This window comes from Exiguobacterium sp. SRB7LM (assembly GCF_015712685.1).
GTDB lineage: Bacteria > Bacillota > Bacilli > Exiguobacteriales > Exiguobacteriaceae > Exiguobacterium > Exiguobacterium profundum.
The window spans coordinates 424,357-448,769 of sequence record NZ_VWVR01000006.1 but is presented as its reverse complement, the minus strand read 5'-3'; the positions used below and the strand labels follow the sequence as shown (position 1 = coordinate 448,769).

The following is a 24,413-nucleotide window of genomic DNA, read 5'->3' as shown; positions in this document are numbered from 1 at the left end:
GCTAAAGAACTTAATACCTGGTACTAATAGCAGTATATATTCTTTAGTCGTCATTTTCAAGTACTATTCTAACCTTTCCCCAACGAGAAGGTCGAGTTGTTTCAAATAGCCACGTAACCCTTCATACTGGGCGTCATGCCAAAATGTGTCGCTTCCGAGAAGTTTCACGGCATCTTGCATGGCCACTTCCATCACTTTCAAATCGAGAACGGGATCGGCGACACGGAAACTCGGGAGACCGCTCTGTGCGGTTCCAAAGAAATCACCAGCCCCACGCAACTCTAAATCTTTCTCTGCCAATACAAAGCCATCGTTCGTTTCCGTCATCGTCTTCAAACGGACTTTCCCGACATCCGATTTCGGGTCTCCTACCAGGATGCAGAATGATTGATGCGCACCACGACCGACACGCCCTCTCAACTGGTGTAATTGCGCGAGACCGAAACGTTCGGCATCATGAATGATGATTAGAGAGGCGTTCGGGACGTTTACCCCTACCTCGACGACTGTTGTGGAGACGAGAATCTGTGTCGCGTTATCGGCGAATGATTTCATAACCTCGTCTTTTTCTGTACTCGATAGCTTCCCATGCATCAGGCCAACGCCATAGTTCGAGAAGCGTTCTTTCAATAGCTCATACAGTGCCGTCGCACTTTCCACTTCTAATGTATCCGACTCCTCGATGAGAGGTGCAATCACATACGCTTGACGGCCGAGTGCGAGTTCCCGATCGACCATTGCATGCACACGATCGATTTGATCATGTTTCGCCCAATACGTTTCAATCGGCTTTCGTCCTTTTGGCATCTCATCAATCGTGGAGACATCCATCTCTCCGAATGCACTGATGGCAAGCGTCCTCGGAATCGGCGTCGCGGTCATATATAATACGTCGGCGAATTCGGCCTTGTCTCGTAGCTTCTTCCGCTGTTCGACACCAAACCGGTGCTGTTCGTCCGTGATCGCCAAATGTAGATTCGAAAATTCGACCGGTCCTTGGATGAGCGCGTGCGTCCCGACGATGATGTCGACGTTACCCGATCGAATTGCCGTCAGAAGCGCTTCGCGCGCCTTCCCTTTCACTGAGCTCGTCAGGAGGGCAATCGTGATGCCAAACGGTTCAAATAATTCCTGTAACGATGTCGCATGTTGTTCGGCAAGGATTTCTGTTGGCACCATCAAGGCCCCTTGATACCCGGCCGTTACAGTCGCATACAAGGCAATCGCGGCAACGACGGTCTTCCCGCTCCCGACATCCCCTTGTAACAATCGGTTCATCCGTTCTGGTTTTTCAAGGTCAGATACGATTTCACGGATGACCCGTGTCTGGGCTCCTGTTAACGGGAATGCGAGCCGTTTGACGAATTCATTCAATTGATGCTTATCGAGGTGAAGGGCCCGACCGTTTCCTGACCGCTCCATTTTACGAAACGCCTGTAATTTTAACTGATACATGAGACACTCTTCATAGACATAGCTTCGTCTCGCCAGTTTATAGGTCTCAATCGTATCCGGGAAATGCATCCCACGAAGCATCGTCATCCGGTCAACTAATCGATATCGGTCGCGAATGGTATGCGGGACCTGTTCGGGCAGATCGTTCACCTGCTCAAAAGCGAGTTTAACGATTCGACTGAAATTCTTTTGTGTCAGTCCGGCACGCAATGAATAAATCGGTTGCAGTCCGCCTGACGGGGCACCAAATTCAAGGTCGGTCGCGCTGATCGTCATCCGGTTCATGTCCCATTTCCCTTTGACCGTCACCGTCTCCCCAATCACCAATTTTTCTTTATAGAAGGCACGGTTGAACATCGTCACTTGGACGGCGTATCGGTCTTCGAGTAACAACCGGAACTGGAGACGATTTTTCCCTTTACTATAGTAACGAACGAGCGGTTCGCCTTGGACTGTCCCGCTCCATTTGACGAGGTCGCCGTGCACAGCCGTCGTCACCGTCCCACTATTATAATTCTCATAACGAAACGGGACGTGCTCAAGCACGTCCTCGATTCGAACAAGTCCCATCACTTCTAACTTTTTGGCCATCTCTGGCCCGACCCCTTTCAGCGTCGTCAGTTGATCATTGTTTTGCATCTTCTTTCGCTCCAAATATATTTCGTTCGAGGCGACGAGCCGTCGGTGTATTGGCAAGTCCACCTTTAGCGGTTTCTTTTAAGGCCGTCGGCATCATTTGGCCCACTTCATGCATCGCCGAGATGACCTCGTCACAAGGAATACGTGAGGTAATCCCCGCGAGCGCCATATCTGCTGCGACAATAGCGTTGGCACCGCCCATGGCGTTTCGCTTGACGCATGGAACTTCCACCAGCCCCGCCACAGGATCACAGACGAGACCGAGCATATTTTTTAGGGCGATCGCAAATGCCGTAGCCGACTGGTCCGGTGTCCCGCCAGCTGCTTCAACGATGGCCGCGGCTGCCATGCCCGTCGCCGACCCGACCTCGGCCTGACATCCACCAGCCGCCCCTGAAATCGAGGCGTTGTTCGCCACGACGAATCCGAACGCACCTGACGTGAACAAGTAACGGATCATCGCGTCGCGGTCCATTTCAAGGCGATCTTTTACCGCAAACAACGTTCCCGGTACGACGCCCGCGCTCCCCGCTGTCGGTGTCGCACAGATTCGTCCCATCGCCGCGTTCACTTCGTTCGTCCCGATCGCTTTCGACACCGCATCTAAAATGAGATCCCCAGCGAGCGACTTGCCCGAACGAATATACTCTTGCATGAGTACTGCATCATTACCCGTCAATCCCGTAACCGACGTGACACCTTGGAGTGCACGTTCGACCGCTTCTTCCATCACCTCAAGATTTCGGTCCATCATCCCGATGATGTCCTCGCGACTGGCGCGTCTGACGTGCATCTCTTGCTCAATCATCACTTCAGAAATCGGGATATTCCGTTCTGTTGCAATCGTCACTAATTCCTCTACTGATTTAAACATCACACATTCTCCTCATTCCCCAAAAATAGCTATCCGTTCGATTTGCGGTAACCGTTCCAGCTCTGCTAACACTTCCGCAGGAATGGTCTCATCAATCTCAATCGCCATCAACGCCTGCATCCCTTTTTCATGGCGGCTCACTTCCATATGACCAATGTTTAATTGGTGATTCGCCAACACACCGGTCACAGCCGCGATGGCCCCGAATCGATCATGGTGCAAGACGACGAGTGCAGGCCCCCCACCTGTCAGTTTCAACGGGAATCCGTTCAGTTCGGTAATTTCAATCGTTCCCCCGCCGATTGAGATCCCGACAATCTCAAATGTGCCCAATTCATCTTCGAGTAAGACCCGGGCCGTATTCGGGTGATCCGTCAACAGATCACTCGTCTCAAAAATGACCTCGATCCCTTTTTCACGGGCGATGTCTAACGCCTGTGGGATTCTCAGATCGAATGTATCGAATCCCATGATTCCACCGACGATGGCCACATCCGTACCGTGTCCCCGATACGTGTCAGCAAACGACCCATAAAATGTGATGTGCGCGGTACGCGGCGTTCTCCCGAACAACTTACCAGCCATCAAGCCGATGCGGGCAGCACCTGCTGTATGCGAACTCGACGGTCCGACCATGACCGGGCCAATAATGTCAAACACACTACGATATTTCATCAATTTTTCCCCCTTTCAAAAATCCCTACCTTCATTATACAGAAGGTAGGGATTCGAAACAGCTTATTCCACACTAAAAATATAAGAGTAAAGCGGTTGTTTACCGTCGTGAACTTCAATTTCAATCTCGTCGTTCACCGATTCGATATATGACGTCAACGCTTCTACGTCCGATGCAGAAGAGCCTTCTCCTGTTAAGATCGTGACGATTTCGTCGTCTGCGTCGATGAGCGCATCGACTAATCGTTTAGCCGCTTCTAAACTCGATGGAGATGAAGAAACGATTTTCTTCTCAGCAATCGCCATGTGCTCATCTTTTTTGATTTCAACGCCATCGATGCTCGTATCACGAACAGCGTACGTCACTTGACCGGACTTCACTGTCGCCGCTGCCGCTTTCATCGCTTGTTCATTCATCTCGACATCCGCTTCAGGATTGAATGCGATGGCTGCCGCAAGACCTTGTGGGACGGTCTTCGTCGGAATGACCGACACGCCGCACGGTGCGACAGACGCCGCTTGTTCAGCCGCCATGATGATGTTGGAGTTGTTCGGGAAGATGAAGACGTGTTCCGCATGTGCCGATTCAATCGCCTTGACGATATCTTCCGTCGACGGGTTCATCGTCTGACCACCTTCGATGACGTGGGCCGCCCCGAGTGAACGGAACAGTTCGCTGACGCCTTCACCCATTGCGACCGTTACGATGGCAAATGGTGCTTTCGGCTTCTCCGCTTGTTGAACACCGTGTTGGTTGGCACCGTGTTCTTCTTCAAGAATCGTCGAGTGTTGTTGACGCATGTTCTCAATTTTGACTGCGACGAGTTCACCGAAGCGCTGACCTTTCGTGATGACCTCACCTGGCGTCTCGACGTGAACGTGGACTTTCAAGAGCTCCTCGTCCGCGACGACAAGAAGAGAGTCCCCGAGTTCAGACAACTCGTTTCGGAATGCATCTTCGTTGAACGGTGCATCTTTCAACTTGTCCTCTTGGAAACGGACCATGATTTCCGTACAGTAACCGAATTCGATATCTTCTGTTGACATGAATCCTTGCGCCGCATGCGCATGGTGTTCTGCTTCAATCAATGCATCCATCACCGGAGTATGTGGTTTTTCGAGTTCTTTTCCTTCAAGACTCGCAAGGAATCCTTCGTAAATGACGAGAAGTCCTTGACCACCTGAGTCGACGACCCCGACTTCTTTTAACACCGGTAACAAGTCCGGTGTACGGTCTAACGAAGCTTTTGCTTCGACGATGACACGTTTCATGAACTCTGTGAAATCACTTGTCGACTCAGACGCAAGGAGCGCTTCATCAGCCGCTTCACGAGCAACCGTTAAAATCGTCCCTTCAACCGGTTTCATAACCGCCTTGTATGCCGTGTCGACACCGCGTTTGAGAGCTTCTGCAAAATCAACTGTCGTGAGTTCCGTCTTACCTTCAACGGCTTTCCCGAAGCCGCGGAACAATTGGCTTAAAATAACGCCTGAGTTTCCACGTGCTCCCATCAGGAGTCCACGAGCGAACTTTGATGATACCTCTGCGATATCAGATGAGTTCATGGCTGCTACTTCTTTCGCACCTGACGTCATCGTCAAGTTCATGTTCGTTCCCGTGTCTCCGTCTGGAACCGGGAAGACGTTAAGCGAATCTACATAATCTGCGTTTTGGCTCAAGTTGGCCGCTCCGTTTGCGATCATGTTTGAGAGCGCCACGCCATCTAAACGATTTAAACCCACACCAAATCCTCCTCCGTTTTCGTCAGTCATTCGTCAGACGAACGCCTTGAACGAATATATTTACCGACGAAACGTTTAATCCTAAAGTTTCTCCGAGCGTATATTTCACTCGGCTTTGCACGTTGTATGCGACTTCAGATACTTTCGTCCCGTAGCTTACAATGATGTGCATGTCGATATGTACGTCCTCATCCTCTTGACGTACGACGACACCACGCGCGTAATTTTCACGTTTTAACAATTCAGCAATGCCGTCTTTCAATTGTGCCTGTGAAGCCATGCCGACCACACCGAAGCATTCCATCGCCGCACCACCTGCGAGTGTCGCGATGACGTCACTTGTGATGTCAATATTGCCATATGTTGTCTTCATTTCAATTGCCATATGGAGTAGCCTCCTTTATTCGGAATGATTCCTAATGTACATTCTACAATAAGTACCTAGTTATTAAAAGAACCTGCTCCAGAATCTCGGTCAATTAACGCGATAACCTCATTCATTATTCAAATCCTTGAGAGTAATGTCAAGTTTTTTTCTTGTCACGGTATGATTTTCTAGTTGCATCGGGAAAAAAGCCGTGCTAATATAAACGAGTGTCTATTAGGACGAACCCACATAAAAAAGGAGGGGAAACGCATGGCACGTAAATGCTACGTAACAGGTAAATCACCTAAATCAGGTAACAACCGTTCGCACGCACTCAACAAGACAAAACGTACTTGGGGTGTAAACGTACAAAAAGTTCGTATTCTCGTTGACGGTAAACCGAAACGCGTTTGGGTTTCAGCTCGCGCACTTAAATCAGGTCTCGTTGAACGCGTATAATACTTATACACGAACGAATAAATCCCAGCGGCATTCGCCGATGGGATTTTTTTTTGCTTATTTTTTGACGAGCATAACGAGGGCCATTCCTTCATGAACCGTCAACAAGGCAAGCTCTTCGCTCCATTCATTTGAAATGGTCAACGCTTGCGCGCTATGGACCGGATGACGCTCGAGTGGATATTTGACCCCATCAATTGAAATCGTAGCGGTTTTCCAAGGCATGAAAGACAAGTAATGTTCATCTAGTTTTTTAATCTCATAACTTCCTGGCCGAGCGAGAAAAATCGTTTGACCCGTCCCATGAAGAACCATCCCCGGATACGATTCGAGTAGACCGACGTTCGCGAACGTCATATCAACTCGACCACCGAGTGCCCCGTACACGTGCATCTGGGTCGCCCCTTGATCGATTGCCAACTGAAGCGCAATCTCGAGGTCGGTCACATCCTTTTCAGATGGATAACGTAGCGCTTCCTCAGGAGGTGTTCCGACAAACGAATCAAAGTCCCCGACCACGACGTCGACATCAATCCCTTCATCTAATAATCTCTGATATCCGCCATCGACACCGATGACAAAATCGGCATCACGCGGTAAGTCCGGAATAGGTTCCGGACTCGCCGCGACGATCAAGATGTTCATTGACGAATGTCCCGTGTCGCGACACGCGTGAATCGCGGAGCTGTCGTGAAGAGTAAGACTAATACGATGGCTGAGATGACAAACGACGGAACCATATAAGTTGCGTTATAGCCAAGTGAATAAGCCACGACCGGACCCTCCGCATACTCAGCGAAAAAGACAATCCCTGAGATGACGTGAGCCGCATAACGCAACGCCGACCCGATCAATGCGCCGAGCACCAAATAGGTAGCGAGCGTCTTCGTCGCGCCTTGACCAGCGGCCTGTTTCACACGTCCGGCAAAGACGCCGGCCACGCCGACAAGTCCGTACGCAACCGTATAATCGAGCAAGAACTGAACTGGCGTAAAGATATAGGCTCCGAACAAGAGTTGAAGCGTCCCGACGAGCGCACCAGTCGCAAGTCCCCCTTTCAATCCGTGACGAAACGCCATCACAAAGATCGGGAGCATCGCCAGACTGATTGATCCCCCTTGTGGCAAACGATATGGGATGAGTAAATCAAAAACTAGCCCAAGCGCTGCGAACAATGAAATTTCGATGAGTGCTTGTAATTTAAAACGTGATTTCATCTTTCTTCCTCCTTTATTGTGTGAACGACAAAAAGCAGCATGACGTAAACGCCATGCTGCTTGGATTCGCAACGTGCATTTTCGCCACATCCCTACGTCCGTGTGAACGGAACAGGTTCAAAGGGTTAGCGTATGCCTCTCAGCCACATCATGTGACACCCCTTGCGACTCTATCTTGTTGTTCTACCGTCGATTATACACGAGATGCGCCACGAATGCTATCGATGGCTGCTTTATAATCCGGTTGATTGTAAATGGCCGAACCGGCAACTAGGACATCTGCCCCTGCATCAATGCAACGTTTCGCCGTCTCTTCGTTGACACCACCATCAATCTCAATTTCAAAATCGAGCTGACGGTCTTTGCGAAGCTGACTGAGCGCCGAGATTTTCGGTACGACGGATTCAATGAACGCTTGTCCACCAAACCCTGGATTGACGGTCATGAGCAATACCATATCGACATCTTGAAGGATATGTTCAATCGTAGAGAGCGGTGTGTGCGGGTTCAAGACGACCCCACATTTCGCCCCTGCCGCTTTGATTTGCTGCAAGACTCGATGTAAATGGTTCGTTGCTTCCACGTGAACCGTCACAATGTCCGCCCCCGCCTTGACGAAATCTTCGACATAGCGTTCCGGTTGATCAATCATCAAATGCACATCGAGAACCATGTCTGATTTTTTGCGCAAGCTTGCGAGAACTGGTAGCCCAATCGAGATGTTCGGCACGAACTGCCCATCCATCACGTCAAAATGGATATAATCCGCCCCCGCATCTTGAACGGCTTTCACTTCAGCCTCCAAATTGGCAAAGTCGGCTGCTAAAATTGATGGTGCGATTTTAATCATCTGTCAATACCTCCGTTTACGATCGTTTAACTCCTCCATAAAGGTAACATAATTCTCATAACGAGTTGAAGCAATTTTGCCATCTTCTACGGCTTGTTTAATGGCACAGCCCGGTTCATTGATATGGACGCATCCCCGGAACTTGCAATCGTCGTGACGTTCCACAAATTCTGGGAAGCACCATCTCAGTTCATCCGCCTCGAGTTCTTGAGGAAACTCGAGACTGGAAAATCCTGGCGTATCCGCCACAAGCCCGTCGGCCAATTGAATGAGCGTGACGTGACGCGTCGTATGTTTCCCACGACCGAGTGATTTGGAAATTTTCCCTGTGGCCAATTCGAGTTCAGGCGCGACTGCGTTTAAAAGCGAACTCTTCCCGACACCTGTTTGACCGGCAAACACGCTCGTCTTCTCTTTGAAGAGTCCCCGTACCTGATTGACCCCATCCGAAAGCTCCGTCGACGTTTCAATCACGTCATATCCGATGGCACGATAGCGGGCGACCGCTTCTTGAATCGGTCCGGTCTCTTCTTCACTGAGTAGGTCCATCTTCGTTAACACGATGATTGGATGAATCTGTTTGGATTCGATCAATACGAGGAATCGGTCAAGCAAATGATAAGAAAACGCCGGTTCTTTCACAGAAAAAAGTAGAAATGCCTGATCGATGTTGGCGATTGGTGGGCGGACGAGATGGTTTTGACGTTCCTCCACCTCTAAAATATAGCCTGTCCCATCTTCTTGATCTTGAATGACAACGTCATCGCCGACGACAGGTGAGATGTTTCGTTTCCGAAAATTCCCTCTCGCCCGACACCGAATCTCTTGATTCGACTCGGTCATCACATCATAAAACCCGCCTTGTAAACGAATAATCGTTCCTTTCAATATGACTACCTCCCTTAAAAAAGAGGTGACGACACCGTCACCTCTTTATTGTGCCTCTTTGGCCTGTGCATATGTGACTGAATCCGTTCGGACGATCTCACCATCGACTTCAATCGTTGCGGTCCCGACTTCGTCCGGAGCAATGACGAGCGTATACGAGTATGTTGTCGTCTCTGTGATTTTATCCCGTAACACTTCAATTTCACCACGCGCATCGACCGTACGAATCACGACCTCCACGGCTTTCGGTTTCTTGTCTTTTTCCGGTTGCTCGACTTCGACGCTCACTTCACGTTCGATGGAGACGTCCGTCGGTTCAACCCCTTCCGATACGATGACCGTAAGTTCCGTTCCCGGATCGACTGCCGTACCCGCCGTTGGAAGTTGACGGATGATTTGACCTTTAGGAACACTTGTCGAAAACTCATCCCGTCTCACGATTTTTAACTTGTTTTGATCGGCATAAGTCGATGCCTCGTCAAACGTATATCCCGCGAGATTCGACAGTTCGACTTTGTTGCTTCCTGTCGACACAACGAGCGTCACCGTCACTTCTGAAGGAACGACCTCCTCGCCTGGGTCGAGCGATTGCGAAATCACATCTCCGCTAGCGACTGTTTCCGAAGCTTCTGTTTTGATTTCAAGGTCACTGAACGCCAGATCTTTTAACATGCGTTCAGCTGCTGTTTGGGACAATCCCTCCACATTCGGCATTTCGACGGTTTCTTTCCCGGCCGAAACGACGATGGTCACCGTCGTGCCTCGTTTTGGTTTACGCCCTTCTTGTGGGTTTTGCGAAATGACCTCACCTTCTTCGACGTCATCGCTCGCCCGCTCCGTCACTTCGACGACGAAATCGGCATTCTCAAGTTCAGAAGTGGCATCTCCGATACTCATTCCAACGACATCCGGAACGACGGCTCGTGACATTTCATCGGCGACCACGTATGCCGCAATGCTCCCTGCAATCAGGATCAACACGAGTAAAATCCAAATCCACCATTTGCGTTTCTTCTTTTTGACTGGAGTCACCGCTTCAGGTTCTTGCTCGCTAGACGCTGTGACCGGAGTCGGTGTTACTGGCGTCTCTGGTTTTTCTTCAGGTATGACCGGTGTCATGACGAGCGTTTGATCGAACTCATCCTGACTGGCCGGAACACGTCTCGGCTCATTGGCGCGTTCACGGCTTAATGCCGTCATGCAGTCTTTCTTAAAGGCTGCGACCGAAACATGACGGGCACCTGGTGACTTCGACAATGCTTGCATGACGCAGTTTTCGAGTGCCTGTGGAATATTCGGATTCAAGTCCATCGGTCGAATCGGGTCATCTTGCAAATGTTGAAGCGCAACGGCGACCGGTGTCTCGCCAATGAACGGGACACGACCTGTCAACAATTCGTACAGTACGGCACCGAGCGAATAAATATCTGACTTTTCATCAGCAAATTTACCGCGTGCTTGCTCAGGTGAGAAATAATGGACCGATCCCAGCACAGACATCGTATGCGTCAACGTCGCATTCGACATCGCCACGGCAATCCCAAAATCAGTCACCTTCACGTTACCGTGCTGATCAATCATCATGTTCTGCGGCTTGATATCACGGTGAATGATTCGATTCGCATGGGCATGGTCAATCGCATCACAAATCTGTCCCATGATGCGTAGCGCTTCATCGACAGATATGTATTCCTCTTGCAAGTATTGTTTTAACGTCACCCCATCGACGTGCTCCATGACGATATAGTACAAATCTTCTTCATCGCCGACGTCATAGATCGCCACGATGTTTGGATGGTTCAGACTCGTAGCCGCATGGGCTTCTCGCTCGAACCGACGTATAAATTGTTCGTTATGTGAGAATTCAGATCGCAACACCTTGATGGCGACGGTTCGGTTTAAGATCTCGTCATGAGCCCGGTAGACATTTGCCATGCCTCCGCTGCCGATTTGTTGTTCGATCCGATAACGATCGTTGATTCGTTCTCCGCTTCGCATCGGATTCATCCTCTCTTTCTATCTGTGAATTGAACGAGGGCGACCGTGATATTGTCGCTCCCTCCCAATTGATTGGCTTCTGCAATGAGTTGCTCCGCTTTTTGTTCGGCGGATGCCGCTTGTTGTAATACGTGTTGAATCGCCACATCGGTCATGTGTGTCGTCAATCCATCCGTACAAATTAAAATCACATCAAACTCAGGGTCAGCGAGCACTTGCACGTCAGGTTCGACTTGTTCGCTTGAACCGATTGCCCGGGTGATGACATTTCGTTTCGGATGAACCCGCATCTCTTCTTCCGTCAATTCACCGAGTTGTTTGAGCACATTGACGTAAGAATGGTCCTCCGTAAGACGTCTTAACTCATTCGCCTGGAGCGCATAGACGCGACTATCTCCAATATGGACGATGACCACCGTCTCTTCATTCCAACAAACAGCTGCCACAGTCGTTCCCATCATGACAAGATTGGACTGCTTCGCAAATTGCAACACTTGATCGTTCGCCAAATCGATGTGGTGGCGGAACCATCGTTCGATTTCGACAGGGGTTGTCGGGAGAGACGGGAACGCCCGTCTAAACTCTTCAATCACGATTTGACTCGCAACCTCTCCCGCTGCATGCCCACCCATTCCGTCTGCAACCAGGGCAATCCCGGTTATGGCATCACCTAAGATTAAAACTGCATCTTCATTTTGTGTGCGTACTTGTCCACGATCTGTTCGAAATGCTAATTCCATCTTTCTGATTACCTCGTTTCTTGTTCGCGCTCCTTCGCTCGAAGCTGTCCACAAGCGGCATCGATGTCCGACCCTTGCTCGCGACGGATTGTCACGTTCACATTGCGGTCTTTGAGCACTTTTTCGAAGGCAAAGATTTGAGCTCGCGGTGTCCGTACATAGTCACGTTCGAGTACATGGTTGACGGGAATCAAGTTGACGTGACATTTGATTCCTTTTAACAGGTCTGCCAAGAGATGGGCATATTCTTCCGTATCGTTGACACCACCAAAGAGTCCATATTCAAACGTGATGCGACGTCCGCTCTTCTCTGTGTAATAACGGACCGCATCCATCAACTTGTCCAAGTCAAAGGCACGGTTGATCGGCATGAGCTTGGTACGCAATTCCGTCGTCGGTGCGTGAAGTGAAATGGCGAAGTTGATTCGCATACCTTCATCGGCAAACTTGTAAATCTTCGGAACAATCCCACTCGTCGATACCGTGATGTGTCGTGCTCCGATGTTGAGTCCATTGTCATGGTTGACAGTACGTAAGAAACGCATTAACTCATCGTAGTTATCGAACGGTTCGCCGATTCCCATGACGACGATAGAGTCGACGCGCTCTCCTGTCGCGTCTAATGCACGTTGTACGTCGAGCACTTGAGCTGTGATTTCCCCGGCTTCTAAGTTTCGTTTCAAGCCGCCGAGTGTCGAGGCACAGAACGTACATCCGATCCGGCAACCGACTTGTGTCGTGACACAAATCGAGTTTCCGTATTCGTGACGCATGAGTACCGTTTCAATTGAGTACCCGTCCTGAAGTTCAAACAAGAACTTGATTGTGCCGTCTTGGGATTCCTGCTTGACCAATTCTTTTAACGTCGTCAATTGGAACGATGCCTCTAATTTGTCGCGAAGCGCTTTCGGAACGTTGGTCATATCATCAAAAGTCGTGACCCGTTTGACGTACATCCAATCATATAATTGTTTCGCACGGAATGCCTTTTCTCCTGCCTCGATCACCCATGCCTCAAGTTCTGGAAACGTCAACGAATAGAGTGACGGTTTTGCGCCTACGAGTGGATTCTTTTCTACTGCTTTTGGATTCATGTTTTATACCTCTTTCTTAAATGCGGCGATATAGAAGCCGTCGGTCCCGAATGTCGTCGGTAATAATTTTAGTTCAGCACGGTCCGATTCCATCATCGGACGAACAGATTGTGGGAGACGACCTTTGAGCGTTTCGTCCCAGATCAACCCTTTCGACAGAATATAGTCAGCCTGCGTCTCATTTTCAGACGGGTCGATTGTACATGTCGAGTAAACTAGCGTACCACCTGGTTTGAGCAGTGGCAATACGGCATCAATGATTTGTCTTTGTATCTTTGGTAAGTTTTCGAGTTGAGCTTTGTCCTTCGTCCATTTAATATCCGGCTTTCGACGAATGACGCCAAGGCCCGAACAAGGGACATCTAAAAGAATCCGGTCAAAGCTTTCTTCTTCAAACCGTTCACCTGCTAAACGAGCATCAAGGGCAAGTGCGGTCACTCCATTGATGTGTAGACGTTTGGCTTGTTGATCAATCAATTTTGCTTTATGTGGATGAAGGTCAAGCGCGGTGAGCGATCCACCTTGCATTCGCTCTGCCGTATGCATCGCCTTGCCGCCTGGCGCGGCACATGCGTCTAGGATGACATCGTCTTTCGACACGTTGAGTGCATCCGCGACAATCATGGAGCTCTCATCTTGAATCGATAGAAGACCTTCCTCGATAAACGGGGTCGCATGGACATTGCCAGACTCTACGACAAGTCCATCAGCAGATAGTTCAGAACGTGACGTCATGACGCCAGCGTCAGCCAATCGGTTCATCATCTCATCCACTGAAATACGCTTTCGGTTGACCCGAATCGTAACAGGAGCAGGTTCATTGTTTAATCGGCAAATCGCTTCTGCCGTTTCCACACCATATAACTCAATCCAATCTGATACGAGCCATTCCGGATGACTGTGCTCTATGGCGATTCGTTCTGCATCGGTCAAGCCACTAAAGTCCGGAAACCCTTCCCGAAGCACATTTCGTAACACCCCGTTTACGAATTTGCTCGTTCCGAGGTGATGACCTCGTTTTTTCGCGATTTCGACCGCCTCGTGTAGGACGGCCCGGTCGGGTACTTTATCAAGATAGAAGAGTTGATAAACGCTCATCCGAAGAAGCGGGAGGACAAACTTGTCTAGCTTCTTCGGCGAACGGATGCGGTCTTTCAAAATATAATCGAGCGTCCCTTTGCGACTGAGCGTCCCATATACGAGTTCGGTATAGAGACCGACATCTTTTGGGGCAACTTTTTTTTGTTTCAATGTATCATTGACGGCAATCGTCGAATACGCGCCGCCCTGTTCAATTTTCATCAGCGTATCAAGCGCTGCTTCACGTACGTTCATGAGTTCCTCCTAATCGGTCGCCAATCCGTAGCTTTTGTCCGGCGCCACGCATGAAGGTTGCACCATCCATCCGTTTCTTACCTGCGGGTTGCAAATCGGTCACTTTGATTGCGACGTCGTTCCCTGTCGCCACGACAAATCCGTCTTCTTCCAGACGAATGACTTCTCCCGACTGTCCCGTTCCTGTCGTTTTTTCTCCCATGAACAATTTCACTCGTTCGCCTTCAAGCGTTGAATAGGCCGTCGGGAATGGATTCATTCCTCGAATATGGTTGTAGATGGACTCGCCATGCTTCGTCCAATCAATCTGTTCACGCTCACGGCTAATGTTCGGAGCAAACGTCACGTCTCGCTCGTCTTGAGGCACCGCCTCAATCCACCCTTCCAAGAAGGCCGGAAGCGTACGGATGAGAAGATCGCTTCCTGCTACAGCCAGTTTATCAAATAAAGACCCGACTGTATCCGTCTCTTCGATAGGTACGATGGTATTGGCAATCATGTCACCTGCATCTAACTTGTCGACCATGTACATGATCGTCACACCAGTCTCCGACTCCCCATCAAGAATGGCTTGATGAATCGGGGCACCTCCGCGATATTTCGGAAGGAGGGAGGCATGTACGTTGATGGCTCCGTGAGGCGGGGCTTCTAGTAAGGCGGTCGGCACGATTTGTCCGTACGCCGCCGTCACAATCAAATCAGGCTTTAACTCTAAAATTTCTGCATAGTCTGTGCGCACTTTTTCAGGCTGCAACACGGGAATACCGTGACGAAGCGCACACTCTTTTACTGGAGTCGGCTTAAGTTCACGCTTTCGCCCGACCGGTTTATCCGGTTGCGATACGACACCTACGACATTGTATCCTTCTTCAAGCAGTCGCTCAAGTACCGATACGGCGAACGTCGGCGTCCCCATGAAGACGATGCGTTTGTCTTTTCCAGGGTTCGGGACGGCGAGCTTGTCTGTGAACAAGACGCCATCCAAATGATCCATCTCATGTTGAATCGCACGAGCGAAAAAGCCGCTCGCTTGAATCGTATGCGTCCGCCCTTTCAAATCTTGATTCTTGACGACGATCGACTCGTGTCGTTCCACGAATCCGAATTCGCCTGGGATGCTCAAACATCCCTCTAGCCCAACTTCTCGACCGGATGTTTCAATGATTTCCGGGTTGATCAAGACAAGCGGTCCCGTCTCATCATCGGTATGGACGACCGCGAGCCGCTGGTTCAAATTGACTTGCGGTGCCGCGACACCAACTCCGTCATACTCATACATCGTATCAAACAATCGGTCGACAGTCTGACGCAATTTTTTATCAAACTTTGTCACCGGTTCGCACGTTACGCGCAAAATGTCATTCGGTACTTCTACTACTTTATACATGTCTCTCCACCTCACATGAATACGTATGGGTTCACATCGATACTCATTTGATATTCTTTCTTGCTGATTGCTTTGGCTCTCGCTTGCTGTAATCGTGCCAGCTCCACATAGAGTGCTTCGGGTTGTTTTGTTTTAATGAATACTTGATAACGATAGGCGTTCTTCAACTTCGATAACGGTGCCGGCATCGGTCCATTCAAGCGACTATTCTCCACATGCGCTTGTAAAAAGTCTGATGCGAACAATTCTGCCTCGGCCTTGGCGACAAGGGGGTTTTCCGCCGAAAACGTGACGAGCGTTAAAAACCAGTAAGGCGGATGATTTCCGACTTGTCTGAGTCCCATCTCTTTGGCGAAAAATGTCTCATAATCATGTTCACTCGCAGTCTCGATCACATAATGGTCCGGGTTATACGTTTGGACGAACGCCTCACCCGGAAGTTTTCCGCGCCCGGCTCTTCCTGCCACTTGCGTGACAAGTTGGAAGGTGCGTTCGGTCGCCCGAAAGTCAGGCATCCCGAGTGTCGCATCCGCCGCGAGTACCCCGACAAGTGTGACGTTTGGGAAATCGAGCCCCTTGGCAATCATCTGCGTGCCAAGTAAGATGTCGGCCTCCCCTTCTTCGAAACGACGCAACAACTGCTCATGTGAACCTTTTCGAGACGTCGTATCCTGGTCCATTCGGATGATGCGCGCTTCTGGAATCCTGTTCAACAGTTCCGTCTCGATTTTTTGTGTGCCCGACCCGAACTGTTTGATTTTCTTACTATTGCAAGATGGACACGTCGACGGCATACCGACCTCGTAACCGCAGTAGTGACACTTCAACCGATCTCCATATTGATGATATGTCAAATTGACGGCACAATGCGGACATGTCATACCTTCCCCGCAGTCCCGGCACATGACGAACGTCGTGAATCCACGACGGTTCAATAAAATGACGCACTGCTCTTTTTTCTCGATCCGGTCGAGAATCCCTTGGAACAATTCTTCCGAGAACATCGTCGTATTGCCTTTCGCCAATTCACGTCGCATATCGATAATGTGGACCGGTGGCATCTCTCCACCATACCGTTCTTTCAAATGCAAATAGTGATAGACGCCTTTTTGTGCCCGAGCATACGATTCAAGTGAAGGGGTCGCACTGCCCAACACGACGGGACACCCATGATAGCGGGACCGCCAGATGGCAACATCGCGCGCATGATAACGAGGGTTTTCCTCTTGCTTGTACGTCGTCTCGTGCTCTTCATCTAAGATGATGAGACCGAGTTGGTCGAGCGGGGCAAAGATTGCAGAACGGGCACCAACGACGACGTCGACTTCATTTCGTTTAATCTTACGCCACTCGTCGTACTTCTCACCTTTAGACAGAGCGCTATGCAACACGGCGACCCGATCGCCGAAACGACGTTTGAAGCGTTTGACCATCATCGGAGTCAAACTGATTTCGGGAACGAGTAAGATGGCTTGTTTCCCTTCATCGATGACTTGTCCGATTGATTCTAAATAGACTTCAGTCTTCCCGCTTCCCGTCACACCGTGGACGAGTAACGTCTCACCCGCGTCAGCCTCATGAATGGCCCGAACCGCGTTGGCTTGACTGTCGTTCAATTGAACCGATTCCTCGACTTGCTCGATTGTCGCGTACGGGTCACGATTCAACTCGACCTCGGTCAATCGAACCGCTCCGAGTTCCGCAAGTTTCTGCAGTTGTGGGCGAGTCAGCCCAATTTGGCGAAGTGCCGACCAATACATGCGTGGGGTCTCCTCAAGTTGGCGGACCGCTTCTAGTTGTTTTTTCGCACGTTTCGAGACGACTGTCGCATCGAGGAGTTCGACGACGACGTCGGTCTTAACGGTCTTCTTTTCTTTTAAGACGGGTGCTAAGGTCAGCTCCCCTTTTTTAGCGAGTCCTAGAATGACTGACTGAACTTCTTTCGGATACTCCGATAAATGCGTTCCGAGACGGACCCCATCAGGGACTTGTCCTTCTTTGATTTCTTTGTCATAACTGACCTTGAGCGCGGCCGGAAGCATCGCAAGCAGGGCGGATGAACGAAAGCAAAGTGTCGTCTCTTTCACATGGATGGATAAAGCGAGCAGTTCGTCAGTGAGTGAAGATTCCTCATCTAACAGCGCTTCTAACGGTTTCAATCCTTCCCTCGTCCCATCTGACGTACCAACAACGATTCCGAGGAGACGTCGTGAGCCGAATGGGACGGAGACGCGCATGCCCGGTTCAATCAAAGCTTCAAATTGTTCAGGTACTTCATAATCAAACGGACGGTCAATCGTGATCACCGGTGCATCGACATGTACATGTGCAATCATTGGACCGCTTCCTTAAAATGTGTGAGCAACTCGAACGCCAACGCTTTCTTCGATTGTTTCGGAAGTCTAAGTGACGTCCCGTCAGCTTGGAACAAGACGACTTCATTGTCGTCCGCCCCGAATCCGACGTCACTGCCAGACACATCGTTCGCCACAAGGTAATCGACGTTTTTTCGCTTCAGCTTAGCTGCCGCGTGCTCCTCGAGTCGTTCTGTCTCAGCAGCAAATCCGACCAACACTTGATGGGTCTTCTTCTCACCGAGTGATTTTAAAATGTCTGTCGTTTCTTCAAGTTCAATCGTAAGTGGACCGTGGACTTTTTTATGTTTTTCCGAATGAATCGTTTTTGGACGATAATCTGCAACTGCCGCTGATTTCACGACGAGGTCTGAATCCTCAAAACGGCTTGTCACTTCGCGCAGCATCTCCTCACTTGACTTGACGGGAACCGCTGTCACGCCTTCCGGGACAGGAACTTGGAGCGGCCCATGGACGAGCGTGACACGGGCACCCATGTCCCGAGCCACCTCAGCGAGTGCGACGCCCATTTTCCCTGACGAATCATTGGATAAGTAACGGACGGGGTCGATGCGTTCGACAGTCGGGCCAGCCGTGATCAAGACATCTTTTCCAAGATATAGTTTCGGAACGAATTGGCTTTCGATGATGCGAACTAAGTCTTCCGGTTCAGGCAGACGTCCCCCGCCAATCCAACCGCAAGCCAAGTTGCCGACACCGGGTTCAATCAACTGATAGCCGTATGATTTTAACGTCTCGATGTTCCGCTGAGTGGCAGGATGTTCGAGCATGTTCACATTCATCGCCGGTGAGATGATGACCGGGCATTTCGCAGCTAAAACGGACGTCGTAATGAAGTCATCCGCAATCCCGTTCGCCAATTTTGCAATCGTATTTGCCGTCGCCGGAGCCACGACAATCAAATCGCTCGAGTCGACGACGTCGATATGAGCAATCTTTGTCGGGTCATGCTCTTCGAAAACGTCCGTATAGACCGGGTTGCGACTGAGCGCCTGGAAGGTCGCCTGACCTACGAATTGTTCCGCCGATTTCGTCATCGCGACGCGAACATTCGCTCCGGCTTGAACCAATTTCGATGTGAGCGCACACGCCTTGTAGGCGGCGATGCCACCACTCACACATAACAAAATAGTACGATCCTTCACCATTCCCAAACTCCCCCTTATAGACAATGAGACCCAAGTCGCAAACGACTTGGGTCACACTTCATCCGTTGTTTTTTTCGTTCACGATGATTGTCGTATCACCCGAAAATAGTTCTTCTAACGCTTGACCGACCGGCTTATATGATTTTGGCTCGGCGACTTTCGGTGCTTTTCCATCTTGAATCTGACGCGCCCGTTTTGCAGCGACCGTAACGATCGTGTATTTTGACGGGATAGTACGTTGTAAGGCATCAATCGAAGGGTATAACATTAAATGACCTCCATCATGGCTTTTTTATAGAGTGACGCAACACGTTCACGTTTACAATGCTCGGCTGTCACGATCGCTTTAATTCGATCGATGGCTTTGTCGACCTCGTCGTTCGTGACGACATAATCGTAGGCGTCCATCAACTCGATTTCTTCACGCGCGACGAGCAGGCGTTGCTTAATGACTTCTTCTGACTCCGTGCCTCGTCCGATGAGACGATTGCGAAGTTCTTGAAGACTTGGTGGTGCCAAGAATAAAAAGACGGCTTCTGGGAGAAGTTCCTTCACTTGGAACGCCCCTTGCACCTCAATTTCAAGAATGACATCTTGGCCGCTTTCGAGCGTTTCACGCACCCACTCTACAGGCGTCCCGTAATAGTTACCGACAAATTCGGCATGTTCAAGCAGTTCTTTTTGTTCGATCATCCGTTCGAACTCTTCTCTCGATTTGAAGAAGTAATGCACTCCTTCAACTTCCCCTTCACGTGGTTTTCGGGTCGTCGCCGACACCGAATATTGAAGGTTGTTGTCCTCTTCCTCGCGAAGAGCACGGCAAACGGTCCCTTTTCCGACACCGCTCGGTCCAGACAAAACGATTAATAATCCTCGTTCTTTAAAATTCACTGCAAGCCCTCCATCTTCTAACATCACATTTAATTATAATAGCAGTCAATCAATTGTCCCGGCAAGAAGAAGTTCGGATTTCCTACTCCATCGTACCATATTTTCTGTTTTTCTGATAACGTAGAGACAGAAAATGAACAAAGGTGATGAGATCATTGGCTTATGATGGATTAATGACATATCGTGTCGTACAAGAATTACAATCGCTCGTCGGAGGGCGAATCAACAAGGTACATCAACCGTATTCGCTCGATTTGATGCTTCAAATTCGCTCGAATCGTCAGAACGCGCAACTCTTGATATCAGCAAACGCGATGTATGCCCGTCTCCAGTTGACGGATACACCGATTAAAAACCCACAAGAACCGCCGATGTTTTGCATGATGCTCCGCAAACATGTGGAAGGTGGATTCATCACGGCGGTCGAACAAATAGGAAGGGACCGTGTCATCGTCATATCGGTCCGCTCTCGTAACGAGCTCGGCGATGAAGAATCGAAGAAAGTATACATCGAATTGATGGGGCGCCACTCGAACGTCGTCTTGACGACGGAAGAAGGCAAAATATTAGATGCAATCAAGCATCTACCCCCTTCTCAAAACACGTATCGGACCATCATGCCGGGTAGTGATTATCTCCTTCCTCCGGAACAACATAAGTTCGATCCATTGACCGAGATGACAGAAGGATTGAAACGAATCGATTGGAACGCCGGCAAGCTCGATAAACAGATAGTCTCCACGTTCGCCGGTGTCAGTCCGCAAATCGCACAGGAAGTGGTTCATCTCGCAAAAACGCCGAATCGAGATTCCTTACAGCAAGCATTTGAGAACGTCCTTCGTCAACTCGATGGTCCCTACGTTTTCCAACAACTTGCGAATGGTAAAGAACGATTCGCTCCGATTGCATTGACAGCCGGGGACATCGAAACCGAGGAAACGTATGAATCGAGTAAAGAAGTGCTCGACCGTTTCTACTATGAAAAAGCGAACCGTGACCGTGTGAGACAACAAGCGCACGATGTCGAACGTCTCCTTAAATCAGAACTCGAAAAGAATCAATTAAAACGGCGTCGTCTCTTAGACGACATGAAGGCGACGGAGCGGGCGGATGAGTTACAAAAATACGGCGAGCTGTTGACGACGTATCTATTCCAACTCGAAAAAGGGATGCGCGTCGCCGAAGTCGTCGATTATTATGACGAGAACGGTGCAATCCTCTCCATTCCGCTCGACCCACTCAAAACACCGAATGAGAATGCGCAGCAATACTATAAGAAATACAACAAACTAAAAGTAGCCAAAGTCGAAGTGAAGAAACAGATGGAGTTGAACGATGCAGAAATCGAATATTTAGAGACGCTCATCGCCCAACTCGACGTCGCTTCCCCGTCCGACCTTCTTGAGATTCGCGAGGAACTTGCAGAAGAAGGCTACATCCGTCAAAAACGTCAAAAGAAAAAAGCGAATCCGAAAATTTCGCTTGAAGCGTACACGTCTTCGACCGGAACGGAATTCTTTGTCGGGAAGAACAATACGCAAAACGACCATCTGACGTTCAAGTTCGCACGACGTGATGAGATTTGGCTTCATGTCAAAGATATTCCTGGGTCTCACGTGATTATCCGCTCGGCGGAACCAGACGAGACGACATTACTAGAAGCCGCATCAGTCGCCGCCTACTTCTCGAAAGCACGCGCATCAAGTGGCGTGCCTGTCGATTACACACGCGCCCGTTTCGTGAAAAAACCGAGCGGTGCGAAACCGGGATTTGTCATCTATACAGATCAACAGACCGTCTACGTGACACCGGATGAGCAATTGATGAAGTCATTGAAACAATCGTGAACATGAAGACCCGCCATCGTGATGGCGAGTCCAGACTATAGACAAAGTATAGGTCTTATGCCCAATCCGGACACAGCTCGCTTTCCTAGGGGCAAGCAGGGAGCCGCATCGCGACTGCGTCACTGCTGGGTCTCCCTTTGCTTGCTATTCCCTCAGGAGTCTCGCCTGCCCGTTCTTGGTCACCTTTTGTCCTTCGTCCCATATAATGGTGTGATAAGAATACACAGGGGGCGGATCTAATGATCAACAAGTCGACTCGATCCATCCTTCGCGGTCTGACGAACGGAACGGATGTTTAACGGCGGCCCGAGGCGGATGATCTCGGGGTCGATGACGGGCGGGCTCGGCGTCTACCTTCCCTTCCCCCTGATACATCGATTCGAAGTAAGTATCGAGCTTTTTCTTCGGCCGTCGAGGCCTTGGAAGAAGACAAACGGCCGCCAGATGACGACCGTTTGCGTTGCTCGCCCGACGGCGCCCCGACTCCTACAGGAAAGCAATCCGACGGAGACCCAGCAGCGACCTAGGTCGCGATGCGGCTCCGGGATTGCCTGAGGAAAGCGTGGGCGCCGGAAGGACGAGTTCGAACATGTTATTTGTCAACAAGCTGGACCCGCCATCGTGATGGCGGGTCTTCTACGTGTAGAGGGTTCACGTTTTCGGATCATGCTTGAACGCCTCGAGCTGTTCATGATAGTCGAGCAAATGCCCGTGTAAAATTTCTGAAACGGATAAATCTTCATGTGGAAGTTTGAAGAGCGAATAGGGCTTGTCACATGTATAGAGAATGTCGTGATGATGCGCTAGTAAATATAAAAATTCTGACTCAAATGCCTGACGCTCTTCCTCGCTCATCAACAGGAAAGCTTCTCGATGCTCGGCGAGGCTCTCTAGCAACAAGACCAGCTTGTCTTCAAGGTGAATCAACAAACGGTATTGTTTGATCGTCATATATTTCAATTTGACGTTCGTCACTTTCATGTCCTCTTGGAGCATCATATGAAGCTCCTGATGGCCAAGGATGCGGGCTCGCGTTTCTAGCAGCTCTGCCGGGGAACCGACGAGCTCTCGCCAGTGATGGAACAAGTAAGAAGAAGTCTTGCGTACCTCGTTCAATAACCGGTCCTCATAACGAGGAGGCATGAACGCGTAATTGACACCGAGTGAAACGAATACACCGACCGCCGTTAATAGAGAACGGGTCCACGCATAATGGAAGAAGTCCGATGTAGGACTTTCAAGCATCATGACGATGGCAAATGCCGCATACGTCGACATGTGGGTTTTATCGAACGTCGTGTTAAGCGTGAGCGAAACGATGACGGCTAATCCAATCGAGAGCGGATTGACACCGAACAAATAGACGATGAAGAGCCCGCACATAAGACCGACGACCGTTCCGAATATGCGACTGAATACGATTTTAGACGATCGCTTGACGGTCGGTTGCATCGCCACAACTGCTGCGATGGCTCCCATCCCTGAATAAATCCCGAAGATATACCACGAGATGGCGACGGTGATGGCAACGGCAATTCCAGTTTTTAACGTACGTAACCCGATTTTCGGGATGTATCGTTGTCCATTCATTTGAGTTCGACCTTTCCTGTCTCAGAAATCAGTTCCACCACCGGTCGATTCGATGTCGACAATTGATACACACCCGGTTCGACTTCTTCGTAACGGTCGCTACTCGAGACTTTTCCAGTCGTCGTCACGTTCACTTGTCCTGTCGCATGTTTCGGCGCGTAACTTAGCGTCCCAGCTTCCGTTTGGATGGTCATCGCTTGATTGACGACAACATCGCTGACGGTCGCATGACGATAAGAGCGAATGTCACCGTTCACAAGTCGTGCCGATTCGATGGTCGTATCGCTTTTCGATTCAATCCGTAGACGATCACTATCAATCTGTTTCAAATTGACGGCATTCACATCCATAACAATCGTCTTCGCATTCAATCCTTGTCCTGTCACCTGCTCCGCTCCCAGATGAACCGATGTCATCGAGCTCGGCAAAGCGACTTTAATTTTATAGCGCGACGGTTCATCGCTCGCTCGACTTCCGAAATAGCTGAACCATCCATATCGCTCGACGACGTAGATGGTATCCCCGACTGACTTGACTTTGATGCGGCGTTCTTTCGAATTAGTCTGCATCACTTCAATCTGTACCTTTTCATTTGGACTACGAACGAATTCCACATTCCCATGGTCTGTTTCGAGTCGCAATTTCTTCATTTGATATCGGTCTTCATACTGGTCTCCTAGCGCTAATAAATGGCTGAACACAAATAAATTCACTAAAAAGAGCGCTGGGATGATTATCAAGACGAGACCGAAGGCGACTTTGCGATGTTTCGGAATTGCACGAAATCGTGCGTTCCATGTCTTCTCTTTGCTTCTTGAATACGCCATATGCCTCTCCTTTT

General features: G+C 49.8%; 22 protein-coding genes and 1 riboswitch. Of the genes, 2 read left to right on the top strand and 20 right to left on the bottom strand.

Annotated features, from left to right (window positions below):
• Positions 1-63: 63 nt before the first annotated feature.
• From recG to F3H97_RS03045, 5 genes are all read right to left on the bottom strand, one after another.
• A complete protein-coding gene (gene recG, locus F3H97_RS03065; RefSeq protein ID WP_196430527.1) occupies positions 64-2,094 on the bottom strand; it encodes an ATP-dependent DNA helicase RecG in 2,031 nt (676 codons plus the stop codon).
• Complete coding sequence (gene sdaAA / locus F3H97_RS03060) at positions 2,081-2,968, bottom strand: L-serine ammonia-lyase, iron-sulfur-dependent, subunit alpha (RefSeq protein ID WP_074037281.1); 888 nt, start codon at positions 2,966-2,968, stop codon at positions 2,081-2,083. Before sdaAA ends, recG begins: the two co-directional genes overlap by 14 nt.
• A 12-nt stretch (positions 2,969-2,980) precedes the next feature.
• Positions 2,981-3,643: an L-serine ammonia-lyase, iron-sulfur-dependent subunit beta gene (sdaAB, locus tag F3H97_RS03055; protein ID WP_078146679.1), complete on the bottom strand. Its 663-nt coding sequence runs from the start codon at positions 3,641-3,643 to the stop codon at positions 2,981-2,983.
• 63 nt (positions 3,644-3,706) lie between these two features.
• Positions 3,707-5,386 carry a DAK2 domain-containing protein gene (locus F3H97_RS03050; protein WP_201302241.1) on the bottom strand — a complete coding sequence of 560 codons (1,680 nt, stop codon included), beginning with the start codon at positions 5,384-5,386 and terminating at the stop codon, positions 3,707-3,709.
• A 22-nt stretch (positions 5,387-5,408) separates the two neighbouring features.
• The gene (locus F3H97_RS03045; protein WP_015881350.1) at positions 5,409-5,771 is read right to left on the bottom strand and encodes an Asp23/Gls24 family envelope stress response protein; all 363 of its coding nucleotides are present in this window, start codon (positions 5,769-5,771) and stop codon (positions 5,409-5,411) included.
• 252 nt (positions 5,772-6,023) lie between these two features.
• Between F3H97_RS03045 and rpmB the strand changes: the two genes are divergently transcribed.
• The gene (gene rpmB, locus F3H97_RS03040; RefSeq protein WP_015881349.1) at positions 6,024-6,212 is read left to right on the top strand and encodes a 50S ribosomal protein L28; all 189 of its coding nucleotides are present in this window, start codon (positions 6,024-6,026) and stop codon (positions 6,210-6,212) included.
• A gap of 57 nt (positions 6,213-6,269) precedes the next feature.
• Here rpmB and F3H97_RS03035 read toward each other — a convergent pair whose 3' ends face one another.
• The 13 genes from F3H97_RS03035 to gmk all read right to left on the bottom strand — a co-directional run bounded on the left by F3H97_RS03035 (position 6,270) and on the right by gmk (position 20,159).
• Positions 6,270-6,857 carry a thiamine diphosphokinase gene (locus F3H97_RS03035; protein ID WP_196430526.1) on the bottom strand — a complete coding sequence of 196 codons (588 nt, stop codon included), beginning with the start codon at positions 6,855-6,857 and terminating at the stop codon, positions 6,270-6,272.
• On the bottom strand, positions 6,854-7,429 hold the full coding sequence (thiT, locus tag F3H97_RS03030; RefSeq protein WP_031421608.1) for an energy-coupled thiamine transporter ThiT: 576 nt from the start codon (positions 7,427-7,429) through the stop codon (positions 6,854-6,856). The genes F3H97_RS03035 and thiT overlap by 4 nt, the downstream gene beginning before the upstream one ends.
• 72 nt (positions 7,430-7,501) lie before the next feature.
• A riboswitch (TPP riboswitch) is annotated at positions 7,502-7,602 on the bottom strand.
• Between the two features lie 20 nt (positions 7,603-7,622).
• A complete protein-coding gene (rpe, locus tag F3H97_RS03025) occupies positions 7,623-8,279 on the bottom strand; it encodes a ribulose-phosphate 3-epimerase (RefSeq protein WP_015881346.1) in 657 nt (218 codons plus the stop codon).
• Between the two features lie 3 nt (positions 8,280-8,282).
• Positions 8,283-9,170, bottom strand: a complete 888-nt coding sequence (gene rsgA, locus F3H97_RS03020; protein ID WP_196431832.1) for a ribosome small subunit-dependent GTPase A — start codon at positions 9,168-9,170, stop codon at positions 8,283-8,285.
• A 42-nt stretch (positions 9,171-9,212) separates the two neighbouring features.
• A complete protein-coding gene (gene pknB, locus F3H97_RS03015; RefSeq protein WP_196430525.1) occupies positions 9,213-11,165 on the bottom strand; it encodes a Stk1 family PASTA domain-containing Ser/Thr kinase in 1,953 nt (650 codons plus the stop codon).
• A 5-nt stretch (positions 11,166-11,170) separates the two neighbouring features.
• The gene (locus F3H97_RS03010) at positions 11,171-11,905 is read right to left on the bottom strand and encodes a Stp1/IreP family PP2C-type Ser/Thr phosphatase (protein WP_196430524.1); all 735 of its coding nucleotides are present in this window, start codon (positions 11,903-11,905) and stop codon (positions 11,171-11,173) included.
• A gap of 8 nt (positions 11,906-11,913) precedes the next feature.
• The gene (gene rlmN / locus F3H97_RS03005) at positions 11,914-12,999 is read right to left on the bottom strand and encodes a dual-specificity RNA methyltransferase RlmN (RefSeq protein ID WP_015881342.1); all 1,086 of its coding nucleotides are present in this window, start codon (positions 12,997-12,999) and stop codon (positions 11,914-11,916) included.
• Positions 13,000-13,002: 3 nt separating this feature from the next.
• On the bottom strand, positions 13,003-14,334 hold the full coding sequence (gene rsmB, locus F3H97_RS03000; RefSeq protein WP_196430523.1) for a 16S rRNA (cytosine(967)-C(5))-methyltransferase RsmB: 1,332 nt from the start codon (positions 14,332-14,334) through the stop codon (positions 13,003-13,005).
• Positions 14,321-15,721: a methionyl-tRNA formyltransferase gene (fmt, locus tag F3H97_RS02995; RefSeq protein ID WP_159562071.1), complete on the bottom strand. Its 1,401-nt coding sequence runs from the start codon at positions 15,719-15,721 to the stop codon at positions 14,321-14,323. Before fmt ends, rsmB begins: the two co-directional genes overlap by 14 nt.
• 11 nt (positions 15,722-15,732) lie before the next feature.
• Positions 15,733-18,057, bottom strand: a complete 2,325-nt coding sequence (gene priA, locus F3H97_RS02990) for a primosomal protein N' (protein ID WP_196430522.1) — start codon at positions 18,055-18,057, stop codon at positions 15,733-15,735.
• Positions 18,054-19,244 carry a bifunctional phosphopantothenoylcysteine decarboxylase/phosphopantothenate--cysteine ligase CoaBC gene (coaBC, locus tag F3H97_RS02985; protein ID WP_196430521.1) on the bottom strand — a complete coding sequence of 397 codons (1,191 nt, stop codon included), beginning with the start codon at positions 19,242-19,244 and terminating at the stop codon, positions 18,054-18,056. Before coaBC ends, priA begins: the two co-directional genes overlap by 4 nt.
• A gap of 58 nt (positions 19,245-19,302) precedes the next feature.
• Complete coding sequence (gene rpoZ / locus F3H97_RS02980) at positions 19,303-19,512, bottom strand: DNA-directed RNA polymerase subunit omega (protein WP_015881337.1); 210 nt, start codon at positions 19,510-19,512, stop codon at positions 19,303-19,305.
• Positions 19,512-20,159, bottom strand: coding sequence for a guanylate kinase (gene gmk / locus F3H97_RS02975; protein WP_031421596.1), 648 nt, complete (start codon positions 20,157-20,159; stop codon positions 19,512-19,514). Before gmk ends, rpoZ begins: the two co-directional genes overlap by 1 nt.
• A 131-nt stretch (positions 20,160-20,290) precedes the next feature.
• On the opposite strand from gmk, the gene F3H97_RS02970 reads away from it, so the two are divergent.
• Positions 20,291-21,982: an Rqc2 family fibronectin-binding protein gene (locus tag F3H97_RS02970; protein WP_196430520.1), complete on the top strand. Its 1,692-nt coding sequence runs from the start codon at positions 20,291-20,293 to the stop codon at positions 21,980-21,982.
• A gap of 651 nt (positions 21,983-22,633) precedes the next feature.
• On the opposite strand, the gene F3H97_RS02965 is transcribed toward F3H97_RS02970, so the two are convergent.
• Both F3H97_RS02965 and F3H97_RS02960 read right to left on the bottom strand, forming a co-directional pair.
• Positions 22,634-23,572 carry an FUSC family protein gene (locus F3H97_RS02965; protein WP_196430519.1) on the bottom strand — a complete coding sequence of 313 codons (939 nt, stop codon included), beginning with the start codon at positions 23,570-23,572 and terminating at the stop codon, positions 22,634-22,636.
• The gene (locus F3H97_RS02960; protein WP_074037301.1) at positions 23,569-24,399 is read right to left on the bottom strand and encodes a hypothetical protein; all 831 of its coding nucleotides are present in this window, start codon (positions 24,397-24,399) and stop codon (positions 23,569-23,571) included. Before F3H97_RS02960 ends, F3H97_RS02965 begins: the two co-directional genes overlap by 4 nt.
• Positions 24,400-24,413 lie beyond the last annotated feature (14 nt).